A 16113-nucleotide genomic window follows, 5' to 3' on the forward strand; every position below is an offset into this window, starting at 1 on the left:
TATATGTTAATAAAAATGGGTTGCAAGTCAGTCCTGCTTGAAAGCCCGCTGCCCCGGCCCAATATCCAGGATTAATCTGACATAGTCTCAAGGGGTTTTGCCACCATGCGCATGGACAAATTCACCAGCAAGTTCCAGATGGCACTGGCCGATGCCCAGTCCCTGGCGGTGGGCCGTGATCACCAGATGATCGAACCGATACATCTGATGATCGCCCTGCTGGACCAGGCGGGGGGATCGGTACGGCCCCTCCTGGCCCAGGCCGGTGTCAATGTGAACCTGCTGCGGTCCCAGTTGGGGGAGGCCCTGGAGCGCCTGCCCAGTGTGGAGGGGGCCGCCGGTGACCTGCATATCTCCAACGACCTGGGCCGGCTACTGAATCTGTGCGACAAGCTGGCGCAGGATCGCAAGGACCAGTTCATCTCCTCCGAGCTGTTCGTGCTGGCGGCCCTGGAACATCAGGGGCAGCTGGGAGAAGTGCTCAGAAAGACCGGGGCGGCCAAGGGGGCCATCGACCGGGCCGTCAACGATCTGCGCGGTGGTCAGCGGGTGGAGGACCCCAACGCGGAGGAACAGCGCAAGGCCCTGGAAAAATACACCATCGACCTCACCGAGCGGGCCGAGCAGGGCAAGCTGGATCCGGTGATCGGTCGTGACGAGGAAATCCGCCGTGCCATTCAGGTGCTGCAGCGCCGCACCAAGAACAACCCCGTTCTCATCGGTGAGCCCGGCGTGGGCAAGACCGCCATCGTTGAGGGGCTGGCCCAGCGCATCGTCGACGGCGCGGTGCCCGAGGGTCTCAAGGACCGGCGGCTGCTGTCTCTGGACATGGGATCACTCATCGCCGGGGCCAAGTTCCGCGGCGATTTCGAAGAGCGTCTCAAAGCGGTGCTCAGCGACCTGGCCAAGCAGGAGGGGCGAGTGATCCTGTTCATCGACGAGCTGCACACCATGGTGGGTGCCGGCAAGGCGGAAGGCTCCATGGACGCGGGCAACATGCTCAAGCCCGCCCTGGCCCGAGGCGAGCTCCACTGCATCGGTGCCACCACCCTGGACGAATACCGCAAGTACGTGGAAAAGGATGCCGCCCTGGAGCGGCGTTTTCAGAAAGTGCTGGTGAACGAGCCCAATGTGGAAGACACCATCGCCATCCTGCGCGGCCTGAAGGAACGCTATGAAGTCCATCATGGGGTGGACATCACGGATCCTGCCATCGTCGCCGCCGCGACCCTCTCCCATCGCTACATCACGGATCGGCAGCTACCGGATAAGGCCATCGACCTGGTGGATGAGGCAGCCAGTCGCATCCGCATGGAGATCGACTCCAAGCCTGAGAGCATGGATCGTCTGGAACGGCGTCTGATTCAGCTCAAGATCGAGCGCGAAGCCCTGAAGAAAGAATCCGATGAAGCCTCCCGCAAGCGTCTGGAGGCCCTGGAGGTGGAGATCGAAAAGCTGGAGCGGGAGTATTCGGACCTGGATGAGATCTGGAAGGCGGAAAAGGCCGCCCTGTCCGGCACCGCCTCCATAAAGGAGGAGTTGGAGCGGGCCCGTCTGGAACTGGAGACCGCCCGCCGGGCCGGCGACCTGGGCCGCATGTCCGAGCTGCAGTACGGCCGCATTCCCGAGTTGGAACGGCAACTGGACATGGCCGCCCAGGCGGAAATGCATGAGATGCGACTGTTGCGCAACAAGGTGACCGAGGAAGAAATCGCTGATGTGGTGTCCCGTTGGACCGGCATCCCCGTCTCCAAGATGCTGGAAGGTGAGCGGGAAAAGCTGCTGCGCATGGAAGAAGCCCTCACCCGGCGCGTCGTGGGTCAGGGCGAGGCGGTCAAGGCCGTCGCCGACGCCATCCGCCGTGCGCGGGCAGGGCTTTCCGATCCCAACCGCCCCAATGGTTCCTTCCTGTTCCTGGGCCCCACCGGGGTGGGCAAGACCGAACTGACCAAGGCCCTGGCTGCGTTCCTGTTCGACACCGAAGAGGCCATGGTGCGCATCGATATGTCGGAATTCATGGAGAAACATTCCGTGGCCCGGCTCATCGGTGCCCCGCCGGGCTATGTGGGGTACGAAGAAGGTGGCTATCTGACCGAGGCGGTCAGGCGCAAGCCCTACTCGGTGATCCTGCTGGATGAGGTGGAAAAGGCCCATTCGGACGTCTTCAACGTGCTGTTGCAGGTGCTTGATGACGGCCGTCTCACCGATGGCCAGGGTCGCACCGTGGATTTTCGCAACTGCGTGATCGTGATGACCTCCAATCTGGGTTCCCAGTTGATCCAGGAGATGGCCGGAGAGGAACGCTACGACGAGATGAAGGCAGCGGTGATGGAGGTGGTCGGCACCCATTTCCGCCCCGAGTTCATCAATCGTGTGGATGAGGTGGTGGTCTTCCACCCTCTGGGTCGGGAACAGATTCGCGCCATCACCACCATCCAGCTGGATTATCTGCGCCGCCGCCTGGCGGAGCGCGACCTGCAGCTCACGGTGTCCGAGGCGGCCTTGGACCGGCTGGGCGAGGCCGGGTTCGATCCGGTCTACGGGGCCAGACCCCTGAAGCGGGCGATTCAGCAGCAACTGGAAAACCCGCTGGCCCAGCGTATCCTGCGGGGCGAGTATCATCCCGGTGACGCCGTGGTGGTGGATTGCGCCGGGGAGGGGCTGACCTTCGGCAAGGATCGTCCGAGCTGAAGGAAAAAAGGACCGGGGAGGGGGCGGGTGGACCGCCCTTCGGGCTTTTCCATTTTTCCATTTCATCATATGCTTCGTCCATGAGCGAAACACTGCAATTATCAGGTGAACTGGTCCAGCAGCTTCAGGAGGTGCTGGCGAGTCACGATCCCCGCTGTGGGGACCCTCTGGTCGCGGTCCAGTACATGGCCGCCGTTACCGGCTATTTACTGGCCTGCCAGCATGTGCCGGATGATCGGCGCCGGGAGTTTCTGGAGCAACTGCAGTCCTTCATGGGGAGTGTGTTCGAGGACGTGGCGGCACAGCAGCGCCAAGTGCCGCCGGAACCTGTACACGCCCCTCAGGAGGCCTTCGGTATCTGGCGTCCGGGCGATCCGTGATCTCCCGGATGGTTTTCAGGTCCTGTCACGCGATGTGCGCCGACCCTTGTCGGCCTTCAACAGTGCCCTCAGCATGGCCTCTTGCTGATTGAACGCAGCCGGTTGTTCCCCGAGAGAAGGATCCTTTGCCGTTTCCGGCGCGTCCCTTCGCCCCTGATAGCCCGGTGGCGGCCGGTGTCCCGGTTGCAGGAAGTGACGCATGCGCAGGGCCTTGTTGAGGTGTGTAATACGGCGGTCGATCCAGAACAGGTCGAAGACCAGGGCGCCCAGCAGGCCCAGGCCCGGTAGCAGCAGCCAGACCCGGGTCCCGAGGAACAGGCCGGCGAGCAGCCACAGGGTCAGGAGCAGATAAGCCGCCCCGCCGAGGGGCTCCTTCAAATAGAATCGATGCAGGCCCAGCGGGAAACCGGCCATCAGACCGTAAGCAACCATAGGGCGGCGCATGTCGCGGACGTAGCGGGCATTCATCTGCTGCAGACCTGCCCCCTTGAGGTCCAGGCGCTTCCAGTCTCGGCCCATGCGTATCCTCCTGCTGCAATCAAGATGCCGACCATCAGAGTGTAGGACGAAATCAGGGATATCCCATCATGGCTGACCGACGACTGCAGGTGTTCTATACGGTGGCGCGACTGTTGTCGTTCACCAAAGCGGCGGAGGCCCTGCACATGACCCAGCCGGCGGTCACCTTCCAGGTCCGCCAGCTGGAAGAGCATTTCAATACGCGGCTGTTCGATCGTACCCATAACCGGGTCAGCCTCACGGAGGCCGGCCGGACCGCCTACGGCTATGCCGAGCGTATCTTCGAGGCCTATGCGGAGATGGATAATGCCATCCGGGAGATCACGGGCGATATTACCGGGGCCCTGACCCTGGGGGCCAGCACCACCATTGCCGAGTACATGCTCCCGGCCCTGCTGGGCAACTTCAAGCAGAAGTACCCGGAGGTGAGCCTGCGCCTGAAGGTGTCCAATTCCGAGGGGATCGTCTCCATGGTGGAGAACAACGTCATCGATCTGGGGGTGGTGGAAGGACCTGTTTCCAACCGCAACCTTCAGGTGGAGGTGTGTCGCTTGGATCAGCTGGTGGTCATCGTGCCGCCCTCTCACCCACTGGCGGCGAAGGATTGCGTGAGCATCGCAGAGGTCCTGCCGTTCCCGTTCATCTGCCGGGAGGAAGGCTCCGGCACCCGCGAGGTGATCATGGACTATCTGGCGGCCCAGGATGTGGATCGCAATGCCCTGGCCATCTGCCTGGAACTGGGCAGCCCCGAGGCGATCAAAGGCGCTGTCGAGGCCGGCATGGGTGTATCCATCCTCTCCCGCTCCACCATCGACAAGGAACTGGCCCTGGCGCGTCTGGTGGGCATCCCGCTGGAGCCGCCCCTGACGCGGCAGTTTTCGTTCGTGCATCAGCGTCAGAAGTTCCGGTTGCGGGCCATGGAGGAGTTGCTCTCCTTCGCTCGCGATTACTGCGAAACCCAGTCCGCTGCTGAAGGGGAGCGCTGTCTGTCTTCTTGATCGTGCAGGTTCGGGACCGGGTGTTTTCAGGCCGCGAGACCCTGCAGGGAGTCCGCCATGAAGAACTACGCGGTTGTACAGCACAGCTATGCGGAATTTCTCGGGCTGATCGAGAGCCATCTCGAGCGGCGGGACATTGGGTTCAGTTATTTCCGTCCCTTCGTGGGGCAGGGACTGCCGGGCTCCGCCGCCCCGTTCGATGGCCTCTGGCTGTTGGGTGGCGCCTGGTCCACCGCCGACGAGACCCACAATCCCCAGGTGCCCGACGAGTTGCATCTGATCGGTATTTTTCAGAAGGCTCGGCGTCCGGTGGTGGGGCTGGGCATGGGGGGGCTGCTGGTGGCGCAGGCGTCCGGTGGCGAGGCCTCGCGGGAGCCTGCCTTCAGGGCGGGTTTCGTCACCGCCCGCAAGACGGTGACAGGCGAGGGTGATCCGCTGGCGGAAGCCGTGGATGGGCGGCAGGTGCTGGTCATGCACCACGGCAGTGTGGCATTGCCTGAAGGACTCACCCCGATCCTGGTGGATGACTCGGGCCGCTGGCTGGCGATACGACCGGACCCCATGACCTACGGCCTGCTGTTCCGCCCCGAGCTCAAGCCGGGCATGCTGGAGGACATCATCATGGAGCCGGGCCACAACCCGCCGCCGAACATCACCGAACTGCTGGTGCAGGCCCGAGAGGCCTGGCCGGGGATGCAGGACTTGACGGCGCAGGTGGTGGCGGCCCTGGTGACCGCGCTGGGCCTGATGCAGGAACGTCGCAAGATGCCCGTGTTTAATCTCAAACTGGAGCCTAAGTGAGTCTGCCCCCCCCTTCCACCCATCGCGCCCCTGCGGCCTCCGAACGACGTCTGCGGGACCTGTATCGTGGCCTGTCGGCCCCGGATCAGGAGACCCTGCTGGCCTTTGCGGAGTTTCTTGCCGGCCGCACTCCGGCGGTGCCGGTCTCCATCCCCTTACCGGAACCCATTCCCCGCCCCGCCGAGGAAACGGTGATCCGGGCCATGAAGCGCCTGTCGGCCACCTATCCCGCGCTGGACAAGGCGCGTCTGCTCAACGAGACTTCTCAGCTCATGACGCAACATGTGATGCAGGGGCGTGGGGCCGTGGAAGTGATTGATGAACTGGAGGCGGTGTTTGCCCGCCATTATCAGCGTCTGTGCGAGAAGCCTGAATGATCCCGGTCCTGCGTCGCTGGTACGAACGCCATTTTTCCGATCCCCAGGTGGTGATCCTGGCGTTCCTGCTGTTGGTGGGTTTTGCCGTGGTACTGTTTGCCGGCAAGCTGTTGGCGCCGCTGCTGGCCAGCATCATCATTGCCTATCTGCTGGAGGGGGCCGTACGCCGCCTGCACGGCTGGCGTATTCCGAGAATGGCGGCGGTCACCCTGGTCTTCCTGGTGTTCATGGCCCTATTGGTGGCCACCCTGCTGGTGGTGGTGCCGGTAATGAGCCAGCAGATCACACAGCTGGTGCGCGAGCTGCCCAATATGGTGGTGCAGGGACAGAACATCCTGCTGCAATTGCCCGAGCGCTATCCCCAGTTCATCACCGAGGAGCAGGTGCGAGAGATCATGGGCGCCATCCGCGCCGAGTCCATCGCCCTGGGGCAGCGGGTGGTGAACCTGACCTTGGCATCGGCCATGCATGCGGTCACCATCATGGTCTATCTGGTCATCGTGCCCATCATGGTGTTCTTCCTGCTCAAGGACAAGGATGCCATTCTGGGCTGGATCACCGGTTTCCTGCCCCGGGACCGGGGACTGGCCAACGAGGTCTGGGCCGAGGTGAACATGAAGATCGCCAGCTATGTGCGCGGCAAGTTCGTGGAGATCCTCATCGTCTGGGCCGCCAGTTACCTGACCTTCATCTATTTCAACCTCAACTATGCCCTGTTGCTGTCCTTCATGGTGGGGTTATCGGTGATCATCCCTTACATCGGCGCCGCCCTGGTCACCATTCCGGTGGCGGTGGTGGCCTATTTCCAGTTCGGGGTGAGCAGCGAGTTCACCTATGTGCTCATCGCCTATGCGGTGATCCAGTTTCTGGACGGTAACGTGCTGGTGCCCCTGCTGTTCTCCGAGGTGGTGAACCTGCATCCGGTGGCCATCATCACCGCGGTGATCCTGTTCGGTGGGTTGTGGGGGCTGTGGGGGGTCTTCTTCGCCATCCCGCTGGCCACTCTGATCCAGGCGGTGATCCGTTCCTGGCCCCGCTACGACAACATAAACGATCATGAGGAACAGGCGGCCAGCTACGACGATGAGGCGGTTTGAACCGACGTTCAGAGATGCTCAGAGGCAAAATCCGCCAGCCGTGAGCGTTCACCTCGTTGCAGCAGTACATGGCCGGCGTGGGCCCAGTCCTTGAAACGATCCACCACATAGGTCAGGCCCGAGGTGGTTTCCGTCAGGTAGGGGGTGTCGATCTGACCCACGTTGCCCAGACAGACCACCTTGGTCCCGGGGCCGGCCCGGGTGATCAGGGTCTTCATCTGCTTTGAGGTGAGGTTTTGAGCCTCGTCCAGAATGATGAAGCGATTGAGGAAGGTGCGTCCACGCATGAAGTTCAGGGAACGGATCTTGATCCGGCTTCCGATCAGGTCGTTGGTCGCCGCCCGGCCCCAGTCCCCCCCGGTTTCCGAGCGGGTGAGCACCTCCAGATTGTCCATCAGGGCCCCCATCCATGGGGTCATCTTCTCTTCTTCGGTGCCGGGCAGAAAGCCGATGTCCTCCCCGACCGGTACCGTCACCCGGGTCATGATGATCTCCCGGTAACGGTTGTCTTCCAGGGTCTGCGCCAGACCCGCCGCCAGGGTAAGCAGAGTCTTGCCGGTGCCGGCGGTACCGACCAGCGAGACAAAGTCCACCGCCGGATCCATGAGCAGGTTCAGGGCGAAGTTCTGCTCCCGGTTGCGGGCGTGGATACCCCAGACCGTGTGCCGAGAACCGGTGTAGTCCCGAGCCAGTTCCACTATTGCGGCATCGCCCTCCCGGCTCCGCACCATGGCGGTGAACGAAGGATCGTCTTCCCGATAGAGGCACTGGTTGGGGTACCACTGGCCCACCATGGGGCCGGTGACGCGATAGAACGTGCGGCCGCTTTCCTGCCAGGACTCCATGGACCGGCCGTGGCTGTCCCAAAAATCCGTCGGCAGTTCGCAAGTTCCCCGGTAGAGCAGATTCACATCGTCCAGGACCTGGTCGTTGTAGTAATCCTCCGCATGGATGCCCAGTACCGCCGCCTTGATGCGCAGGTTGATGTCCTTGGAGACCAGGGTGACGGCCTCGTCCGGACGTTCTCCCTGCAGGGCCAGTGCCGTGCCCAAGATGGTGTGATCCGGGGTGCGTCCCGGTAGGCTGTCCGGCAGGTGGGAAGACAATACCCGGGTCTGGAAGAACAGCCGGCCGCCGCCGGCGGCGTCCATATCGCCCAGGCGTGCGCCGGCCAGCGACAGTCCCTGGGCAATCTGGGCATGGCTGGCATCAGCCATCAGTTCATCGATGAAACGGCTGGCCTGGCGCACGTTGCGGGCGACCTCCGAGACCCCTTTCTTGGCCTTGTCCAGTTCCTCCAGCACGACCATGGGCAGGAATACATCATGCTCCTTGAAGCGGAACAGCGCCGCCGGGTCATGCATGAGCACGTTGGTATCCAACACGAACAGGCGCTTGCCGTGGATCTCCTTCTTGACCATGGGAGGGCTCCGGGACGGGGGAGGGTGGGTCAGAGCGCGTCGATGGCCTCAAGCACCTCGTCTACGTGGCCGGCCACTTTCACCTTGCGCCATTCCCGGCGCAGGATGCCGTCACGATCGATGAGAAAGGTGCTGCGCTCGATACCTCGTACCTGTTTACCGTACATGTTTTTCAGCTTCATGACTCCGAACAGCTCACAGACCGCCTCGGACTCATCGGCAAGCAGTTCGAAGGGAAAGCCGTGTTTGGCCTTGAACTTTTCGTGAGACTTGAGGGCATCCCGGGAGATCCCGATCACCGCGACGCCGGCGGCGCGAAAATCTTCGTGCCGGGCGGTGAAATCCTTGCCTTCCGTGGTGCAGCCGGCGGTATCGTCTTTGGGGTAGAAGTAGATCACCACGGGTCCCGCCGCCAGCAGCCTGGAGAGCCGGATGGGTTCACCGCCGGTGGCGGGGAGTTCAAAATCGGGCACTGCCTTGCCGGTTTCGATCACGCTGTCCGTCATGGTCCTGGTCTCCTGGGCATGCCATCACTGAAAAAACAGCCGGGCGGGGAGGCGTTGCGTGGTGCGAACCTACCCCTTGATGGGTTCGATGACACCATCCAGATTCAGTTCATCACAGAAATCCAGAAAATCCTCCCGAAGGGAGGCGATGTGTTCCGTGGTGGGGATCTCCACCGACATGTGGGCATTGAACATGGGTGTCCCGGAGTGGGAGGCGACATAGGCGTGGCTGTTCAGCTCCCGGATGCCCACCCCGCGGGCGGTGAAGAAGCCCACCAGTTGATGCACGATCCCCGGCTGGTCCAGGGAAACCACATCCACGGAATAGGGCAGGCTTGGCCCCGTGTCCTGACACGGCCCCGTGCGCCGGGAGAGGATTTCCAGATCCGCCTGTCGCCCCAGGGCCGCCATCGCGCCGTCCAGCTTGCTCAGGGTGTTCCAGTTGCCCGATACCAGCATCAGGGCGGCAAATGTACCGCCCAGGGCCGACATGTGGCTGTCTTGGATACTGCACCCGCTTTCCAGGATCACCCGCGACAAGTGTTCCGCCAGTCCCGGTCGGTCATCTCCCATGGCTGAAATAACCAGATGGGTCGTGCGTGGATGCTTGGTGGGCTGGGGCATGGTCACGGGCAGGCAATGATGATGGAGCAAAGGGTATCAGTTTCCGGTTGCCTCGCCTATCAAGGCCGGCGGTAGAACATCGCCGCCGGCAGCGCGGAAACAATCCTGCAGGCATCACCGCCATGGCTTGATGGTGAGGAGGGCGGACATTACTATGTCCGCTTGCATTCAGCGCGGAGGTTTCGATGTTTCACGGCAGCATGGTGGCACTGGTCACACCCATGGAGGAGGATGGCTTCATCTCCGAATCGGCGCTGGAGCGGTTGGTGGAGTTCCATATCAGTCAGGGGACCGACGCCATCGTCGCGGTGGGTACGACCGGGGAGTCCGCCACCCTGGATGTGGACGAGCACTGCCGGGTCCTGCGTCTGGTGATGGAGTTCGCGGCCGGTCGCGTGCCCGTGATTGCCGGTACCGGGGCCAATTCCACGGCCGAGGCCATCGACCTCACCCGGGTGGCCATGCAGATGGGCGTCGATGCCTGCCTGCTGGTGACCCCCTATTACAACAAGCCCACCCAGGAAGGTCTGTACCGTCACTACCGTGCCATCGCCGATGCGGTGCCCATCCCCCAGATCCTTTACAATGTTCCCGGGCGTACCGCCGTGGACCTGCTGCCTGAAACCGTGGAACGCCTGGCGGATATCTCCAACATCGTCGGCCTCAAGGAGGCCACGGGTGACCTTGAGCGTGCTCGCCTCCTGCTGGAACGGTGCGGGGACCGTCTGGATCTGTATAGTGGTGACGATGCCACCGGCCTGGAATTCATGCTGGCCGGCGGCAAAGGCGTCATCTCGGTCACGGCCAACGTGGCACCGGGCGCCATGCACGACATGTGTGCCGCGGCACTGGCCGGTGACAGGGAGGCCGCTGTTGCCGCCGATGCTCCCGTCAAGGGGCTGCACGAGGCCCTGTTCCTGGAGTCAAACCCCATTCCGGTCAAGTGGGCCCTGCACGAGATGGGACTGATCCCCCAGGGGATTCGTCTACCGCTGACGCCCCTGTCCGAAAACCTGCGCGAGCCCCTGCGGGAAGCCCTGCGGGCCGCCGGCATACCTTTGAGTACCTATCCTGCATGAAGACATACCGCATTATGGCCAAGGCCTGGATACTGCTGCCGGGCCTGACTGCCGTCATGGTACTGACTGCCTGCGGGAGCCTTGGCTCCCGCGACGGTCATGCCGACAGTCAAGAAACCCGTGCCCTGGAGATCCCGCCTGATCTGGTGGCCCCGAACGTGGATCCGAGCTTCCGTATTCCCGATCAGACCGCGACCAGGGCGAGTGCCCTGGATGACCGCCGGCCGGTACGGGGGGACGCGCCCATCACCCAGGTCCGGACGCCGGTCCTGGTGGATGCGGCCACGTTGCAGCTTCGGCGTGAAGGCAATGTACGCTGGCTGGAGGTGCAAGACACGCCGCCTGTGGATCTCTGGCCCCAGCTGCGGGCCTTCTTCCAGGCTCAGGCGTTGCCCTTGAACCGGGAGGAGCCGGTGCTCGGGATTTTGGAAACCGAGTGGTTCCAGGCCCGTGCTCAGGTCCCCATGCAGGGCGGTATACGCGGTTTGCTGGGAAGGCTGTTCGGGGATTTCTATGATGCCAGCACTCGGGATCAGTACCGCATGCGGGTGGAGCCCCAAGGTGATTCCGGCACGGCGATCTTTGTCAGTCACCGCAGTGTCGAGGAGGTGGCCGAGCGGGAAGACATCGTGCGCTGGCGCGTCCGCCCCTCCGATCCGGAAGCCGAGGCCGAGATGCTGGTGCGCCTGATGGTGCATCTGGGGCTGGAACCCGAGCAGGCCGCCGAGGCGCTGGGACGGGCTCCCGATCTCACCCCAGGCCTTCGCCTGAGTGAGACGGACGGAGAAATGGCCCTGGAGGTTCGGGGAGAGTTCGCCGGACTGTGGCGCCGCATGGGGGTGTTGCTGGATCGTGCCGCCCTGCTGGTGGATGACCAGGATCGCAGTGAAGGCGTGTACTACGTGACCTTCCGGCCGGAGGCCCATGAGCGCCGGGGTGGTGGGTTCCTCAGTCGCCTGTTCAGTACCGGAGAGAGTGCCAGGTTACGGTCGGATACCCAGTACCAGATCCATCTGCGGCAGGCGGGTGAGTGGGTGCGAGTGATCCCACGCTCACAGACCGGGCAGGCCCTCTCCGCCAACGAGGCTGCGGCGGTACTGGAGCGGATCGAGCAGGAGTTTAGTCCCGGGGGCGAAGGGTAGGTAGGGCCATGCGTCCATGAAAGCAGGGGCATGGCCATGCCCCTGCTAGCCTGCCTTGTTCTTCTCGATCAGGGCGTAGGCGGAATGGTTGTGGATGGACTCGAAATTCTCCGAGGACACGGAATAAGCGCTGATCCGCTCATCCGCATTCAGGCGAATGGCAATGTCACGCACCAGGTCTTCCACGAACTTGGGATTGTCGTAGGCCCGTTCCGTCACATGCTTCTCATCCGGGCGCTTGAGTAGTCCGTAGAGTTCGCAGGAGGCCTGGGATTCCACCAGGTCGATGAGTTCCTCCACCCAGACGAACTGTTCCACCCGTGCGTTGACGGTGACGTGGGAACGCTGATTGTGGGCGCCATATTCGGAGATGCCCTTGGAACAGGGGCAGAGGCTGGTGACCGGCACCACTACCTGGATGTTCATGCATGGCTTGCCGTCACTGATCTCGCCGATGAAGGTGACCTCGTAGTCCATCAGGCTCTGCACGCCGGATACCGGTGCCGCCTTGTTGACGAAGAAGGGGAAGCGCATCTCGATGTGGCCGGTGGCGGCTTCCAGGCGCTCCGCCATCTCATGCAGCATGCTCTTGAAGGAGTCCACGGTGATCTCGTATTCGTGGGTATTGAGGATCTCCACGAAGCGGGACATGTGGGTGCCCTTGAAGTCCTGGGGCAGGTTCACGTACATGTTGAAGGAGGCCACCGTATGCTGTTCCTTGCCGGTGCGATCCCGCACCCGTACCGGGTGGCGGATGTCCTTGATGCCCACCTTGTTGATGGGGATGCGCCGGGTATCGGCACTGGACTGCACGTCGGGGATGGCCGAGGTGCGGGCCGGGGAGAGGGGTGTGCTCATGACGGTGTCCTTTGACTACGCTTCCGTATAGCGGACGCAGGCCCGCTCGGTCTCCCACAGGGTGATGGCGCTGACCCGGACGCCCGGTGCGTTCAGGCGGGCAGCCATCTCCCGGAAGAACCAGGCCGCAATGTTTTCGGCCGTGGGATTCACGTCCCGGAAGGGTGCCAGATCGTTGAGATAGGTATGATCCAGTTCGCCGGCAATCTCTCTTGCCAGCGACTTGATGGTCTTGAAGTCCACGGCCATGCCCAGGGGATCCAGCACCGTGGCCTCCACTTCGGCTTCGACCTTCCAGTTATGACCATGCAGGCGGGAACAGTTCCCCGGATAATCACGGAGCGTATGTGCCGACGCGAAATCGGTCAGCACCTTGAGTGTATATTTGGGCACGGGGGACTATTGTTTACCAGTTTTGTCGGATATTACGCGACTGTCATGAGCGGCACAAGCCGGCTGATCACAGGCGTGCCTTGATGGCGGCCTCAATGCCTGCCGCGTCCAGCCCCGCATCGGCAAGGAGTTCCTCGCGGGTGCCATGGCTCTGGAAGCGGTCGGGGAGGCCCAAGTGGAGCAGGCGGGCGGCCACGTCATGGCGTGCCAGGCACTCGGCCACGGCACTGCCGGCGCCACCGGCGACCACATTGTCCTCAATGGTGACGATCAGGCCATGGCGGCGTGCGGCTTCCAGCACCCGGGTTTCGTCCAGGGGACGGACGAAACGCATGTTGATCACTGTCGCATCCAGGCGTTCGGCTACTTCCAGGGCCTGGGTAAGCAGGGTGCCGAAGGCCAGGATGGCCACGTCCTTGCCCTTGCGGCGGATTTCGGCCTCGCCCAAGGGCAGGGGGATCAGACCTTCGTCGACAGTCACGCCGGTTCCCTTGCCGCGGGGATAGCGCACCGCCGCCGGCTGATCCAGCAGGTAGCCGGTAGACAGCATGCGGCGGCATTCATTTTCGTCGGAGGGGGTCATGATGACCATGCCGGGGATGCAGCGCAGGAAGGAGAGGTCGAAACTGCCCGCGTGGGTGGGACCGTCGGGACCCACCACGCCGGCCCGGTCGATGGCCAGCAACACCGGCAGGTCCTGCAGCACCACGTCGTGGATCAGCTGGTCGTAGGCACGTTGCAGGAAGGTGGAATAAATGGCCACCACCGGCTTGAGGCCCTCGCAGGCCATGCCGGCCGCCAGGGTGACGGCATGCTGTTCGGCGATACCCACGTCGTGGTAGCGCTCCGGATATTTGCAAGCGAAGGTCCGCATGCCCGAGCCTTCGCACATGGCCGGGGTGATGGCCACCATGCGCTCGTCGGCCGCGGCCTGGTCGCATAGCCAGTCACCGAAGACCTGGGTGTAGGTGGGGGTGCCGCCGCCGCTCTTGCCGCTCTGGATGCCCTGTTCCGGATCGAAGCTGCCCACGCCATGGTAGGTGCAGGGGTCTTCTTCCGCCGGGGCGTAGCCGCGGCCCTTGTGAGTCACTACATGCAGCAGCAACGGCCCGTCCATAGCTTGCAGGTTGCGCAGCATCTTGACCAGGCTGACCACGTCATGACCGTCGATGGGGCCGTAATAGTTCAGGCCCAATTCCTCGAACAGGGTGCCGGGGATGATCATACCCTTGACGTGCTCTTCGGCACGGCGCATGAACTCGCGCATGGGCGGCATGTGTTCCAGGACCTTCTTGCTGCCTTCCCGCATGGTTGAGTAGATGGGGCCGGACAGCAGACGGGCCAGATAGCGGTTCATCGCGCCCACATTGGCCGAGATGGACATGTTGTTGTCGTTGAGGATGACCAGCAGGTCGGCCTTTTCATCTCCGGCGTGGTTGAGGGCCTCGAAGGCCATGCCGGCGGTCATGGCGCCGTCACCGATGATGGCGATGGATTTACGTTTTTCCCCTTTCTGGCGGGCCGCCAGGGCCATGCCCAGGGCTGCGCCGATGGAGGTGCTGGAGTGACCGACACCAAAAGCGTCGTAGGGACTCTCTTCCCGCTTGGGGAAGCCGGCCAGGCCATCCTTCTTGCGCAGGGTATGCATGGCATCGCGCCGACCGCTGAGGATCTTGTGGGTGTAGCTCTGATGACCCACATCCCAGACCAGTCGGTCTTCCGGCGTGGCGAAGGTGTAGTGCAGGGCGATGGTCAGTTCCACCGTGCCCAGATTGGCCGCCAGGTGACCGCCGGTGCGTGAGACCGATTCCAGCAGGAAGGCGCGCAACTCGTCCGCCAGTACGGGGAGCTCGTTGAGCGAGCACTTGCGCACGTCTTCCGGCGAATGGATGCGAGACAGCAGAGGGTACGAAACGGTTTGTGTCATTTCACTGTCGACCGGCTAAAAGTGCATTATCCGGGGGGGCGCCCAGCCACGCAAGCCGAAACCTGCAGGGTCTGGGTGCCGCGGCGGTGGCTCAATGGATGCGTTCGATGATGTAGCGGGCGATCCAACGCAGCAGGTCGGCGCCTTCATCCAGATCCGTGAGGCTGTCCAGGGCGCGATCCACCAGTTCCCGGGCCTGCTGCTTGGACGCCTCCAGGCCGATGATCGCCGGATAGGTGGCCTTGCCCAAGGCCTGGTCCGCCCCCTGGGTCTTGCCCAGGGTCTGGGTGTCGCTTTCGATGTCGAGGATATCGTCACGGATCTGGAAGGCCAGTCCGATGGACTTGGCGAAGCAGTCCAGCTTGCCGGCCAGCGTCTCGTCCACCCCCGGGCAGCTGCTGAAACCCAGCATCACTGCGGCCCGGATCAGGGCGCCGGTCTTGTGGATGTGCATGTTCTCCAGTTGGGCGATATCCGGCGTCTGTCCTTCGAAGCCTAGATCGATGGCCTGCCCGCCGACCATGCCTCGTGAGCCGGAGGCCCGCGCCAGGTGCTCGATCATGCGCAGCCGGGCCCTGGGATCGTCCACCATGGCAGGGTCCCCGGCCAGGATCTGGAAGGCCAGGGCCTGCATGGCGTCACCGGCCAGGATTGCGGTGGCCTCGTCATAGGCCTTGTGGCAGGTGGGTTTACCGCGGCGCAGGTCGTCGTCGTCCATGGCCGGGAGGTCATCATGGATGAGGGAGTAGACGTGGATCAGTTCGACGGCGCAGGCAGGGCCATCCAGACGTTCCAGGGGGACGCCCAAGGCGGTGCCGGTGGCGTAGGTCAGGATGGGACGAATGCGCTTGCCGCCGTTGAGGGCCGAGTAGCGCATGGCCTCGTGCAGGCGCGCCGGGAGGATGGCATCCCCCGGCAGCCAACCGGCCAGGGCGTTTTCAAACCGTTGCTGCAGTTCGGAAATGCGTGACTCCACTCAGCGTTCTCCTTCCTCATCGGACCCTTGGCCCGGCGTGTCAAAGTCGATATCGGTGCCGCTCTCGGTGAGTTGGCGGACCTTCTGTTCAGCCTGGGTCAGGGCCTGCTGGCACCGGCGGGTAAGGGCGATGCCGTGTTCGAATTCCTTGAGCGAGGCCTCCAGGCTCAGTTCCCCCTGCTCCATGCGGGCGACCAGTGCCTCCAGTGCCTCCAGATCCTGCTCGAAGGCGGCGGGGTCGGTGGGCGGGGGCGTCTTTTTCGCCATCACTTCTGATCCTTGCCTGAAAGGGGATGTACCTGAAAGGCTGCTAACTTATAGGAA

17 protein-coding genes are annotated in these 16113 nt (G+C 63.2%); 8 read left to right on the top strand and 9 right to left on the bottom strand.

Annotated elements, in window-relative coordinates; translation table 11 throughout:
* Positions 1–105 precede the first annotated feature (105 nt).
* Positions 106–2691 carry an ATP-dependent chaperone ClpB gene (gene clpB / locus LQ956_RS13550; RefSeq protein ID WP_238630183.1) on the top strand — a complete coding sequence of 862 codons (2586 nt, stop codon included), beginning with the start codon at positions 106–108 and terminating at the stop codon, positions 2689–2691.
* An 80-nt stretch (positions 2692–2771) separates the two neighbouring features.
* Complete coding sequence (locus tag LQ956_RS13555) at positions 2772–3071, top strand: hypothetical protein (protein WP_238620716.1); 300 nt, start codon at positions 2772–2774, stop codon at positions 3069–3071.
* Between the two features lie 15 nt (positions 3072–3086).
* Here LQ956_RS13555 and LQ956_RS13560 read toward each other — a convergent pair whose 3' ends face one another.
* Positions 3087–3590, bottom strand: coding sequence for a TM2 domain-containing protein (locus LQ956_RS13560; protein ID WP_238620715.1), 504 nt, complete (start codon positions 3588–3590; stop codon positions 3087–3089).
* 68 nt (positions 3591–3658) lie between these two features.
* Between LQ956_RS13560 and LQ956_RS13565 the strand changes: the two genes are divergently transcribed.
* From LQ956_RS13565 to LQ956_RS13580, 4 genes are read left to right on the top strand one after another with little or no spacing between them, the layout of a single operon-like run.
* Entirely contained in the window at positions 3659–4588 is a 930-nt protein-coding gene (locus tag LQ956_RS13565) for a LysR family transcriptional regulator (protein ID WP_238620713.1), read from the top strand.
* Positions 4589–4645: 57 nt separating this feature from the next.
* Entirely contained in the window at positions 4646–5389 is a 744-nt protein-coding gene (locus LQ956_RS13570) for a type 1 glutamine amidotransferase (protein WP_238620711.1), read from the top strand.
* Complete coding sequence (locus LQ956_RS13575) at positions 5386–5766, top strand: Crp/Fnr family transcriptional regulator (protein WP_430733427.1); 381 nt, start codon at positions 5386–5388, stop codon at positions 5764–5766. The genes LQ956_RS13570 and LQ956_RS13575 overlap by 4 nt, the downstream gene beginning before the upstream one ends.
* Positions 5763–6863 (top strand): AI-2E family transporter, encoded by a 1101-nt coding sequence (locus LQ956_RS13580; protein ID WP_238620709.1) that lies wholly within the window; start codon positions 5763–5765, stop codon positions 6861–6863. The genes LQ956_RS13575 and LQ956_RS13580 overlap by 4 nt, the downstream gene beginning before the upstream one ends.
* An 8-nt stretch (positions 6864–6871) precedes the next feature.
* On the opposite strand, the gene LQ956_RS13585 is transcribed toward LQ956_RS13580, so the two are convergent.
* The 3 genes from LQ956_RS13585 to LQ956_RS13595 all read right to left on the bottom strand — a co-directional run bounded on the left by LQ956_RS13585 (position 6872) and on the right by LQ956_RS13595 (position 9414).
* On the bottom strand, positions 6872–8284 hold the full coding sequence (locus tag LQ956_RS13585) for a PhoH family protein (RefSeq protein WP_238620708.1): 1413 nt from the start codon (positions 8282–8284) through the stop codon (positions 6872–6874).
* Between the two features lie 29 nt (positions 8285–8313).
* Positions 8314–8790, bottom strand: a complete 477-nt coding sequence (locus LQ956_RS13590; RefSeq protein WP_238630184.1) for a peroxiredoxin — start codon at positions 8788–8790, stop codon at positions 8314–8316.
* A 69-nt stretch (positions 8791–8859) separates the two neighbouring features.
* Complete coding sequence (locus LQ956_RS13595; protein WP_238620798.1) at positions 8860–9414, bottom strand: glycine cleavage system transcriptional repressor; 555 nt, start codon at positions 9412–9414, stop codon at positions 8860–8862.
* A gap of 185 nt (positions 9415–9599) precedes the next feature.
* Here LQ956_RS13595 and dapA point away from each other — a divergent pair, with 185 nt between their 5' ends.
* Both dapA and bamC read left to right on the top strand, forming a co-directional pair.
* A complete protein-coding gene (dapA, locus tag LQ956_RS13600; RefSeq protein WP_238620705.1) occupies positions 9600–10493 on the top strand; it encodes a 4-hydroxy-tetrahydrodipicolinate synthase in 894 nt (297 codons plus the stop codon).
* The gene (bamC, locus tag LQ956_RS13605; RefSeq protein WP_238630185.1) at positions 10490–11635 is read left to right on the top strand and encodes an NlpB/DapX family lipoprotein; all 1146 of its coding nucleotides are present in this window, start codon (positions 10490–10492) and stop codon (positions 11633–11635) included. The genes dapA and bamC overlap by 4 nt, the downstream gene beginning before the upstream one ends.
* Before the next feature lie 45 nt (positions 11636–11680).
* On the opposite strand, the gene folE2 is transcribed toward bamC, so the two are convergent.
* The 5 genes from folE2 to LQ956_RS13630 form a co-directional block, all read right to left on the bottom strand.
* Complete coding sequence (folE2, locus tag LQ956_RS13610; RefSeq protein WP_238620703.1) at positions 11681–12493, bottom strand: GTP cyclohydrolase FolE2; 813 nt, start codon at positions 12491–12493, stop codon at positions 11681–11683.
* A 15-nt stretch (positions 12494–12508) separates the two neighbouring features.
* Entirely contained in the window at positions 12509–12886 is a 378-nt protein-coding gene (gene queD, locus LQ956_RS13615; protein ID WP_238620702.1) for a 6-carboxytetrahydropterin synthase QueD, read from the bottom strand.
* A 67-nt stretch (positions 12887–12953) separates the two neighbouring features.
* Positions 12954–14813: a 1-deoxy-D-xylulose-5-phosphate synthase gene (gene dxs / locus LQ956_RS13620; protein ID WP_238620701.1), complete on the bottom strand. Its 1860-nt coding sequence runs from the start codon at positions 14811–14813 to the stop codon at positions 12954–12956.
* Positions 14814–14904: 91 nt separating this feature from the next.
* A complete protein-coding gene (ispA, locus tag LQ956_RS13625; protein WP_238620700.1) occupies positions 14905–15789 on the bottom strand; it encodes a (2E,6E)-farnesyl diphosphate synthase in 885 nt (294 codons plus the stop codon).
* Positions 15790–16056, bottom strand: coding sequence for an exodeoxyribonuclease VII small subunit (locus LQ956_RS13630; RefSeq protein WP_238620699.1), 267 nt, complete (start codon positions 16054–16056; stop codon positions 15790–15792).
* Positions 16057–16113 lie beyond the last annotated feature (57 nt).

Origin of the sequence: Ectothiorhodospira lacustris, from assembly GCF_022227845.1 — a bacterium.
Classification (GTDB): domain Bacteria; phylum Pseudomonadota; class Gammaproteobacteria; order Ectothiorhodospirales; family Ectothiorhodospiraceae; genus Ectothiorhodospira; species Ectothiorhodospira lacustris.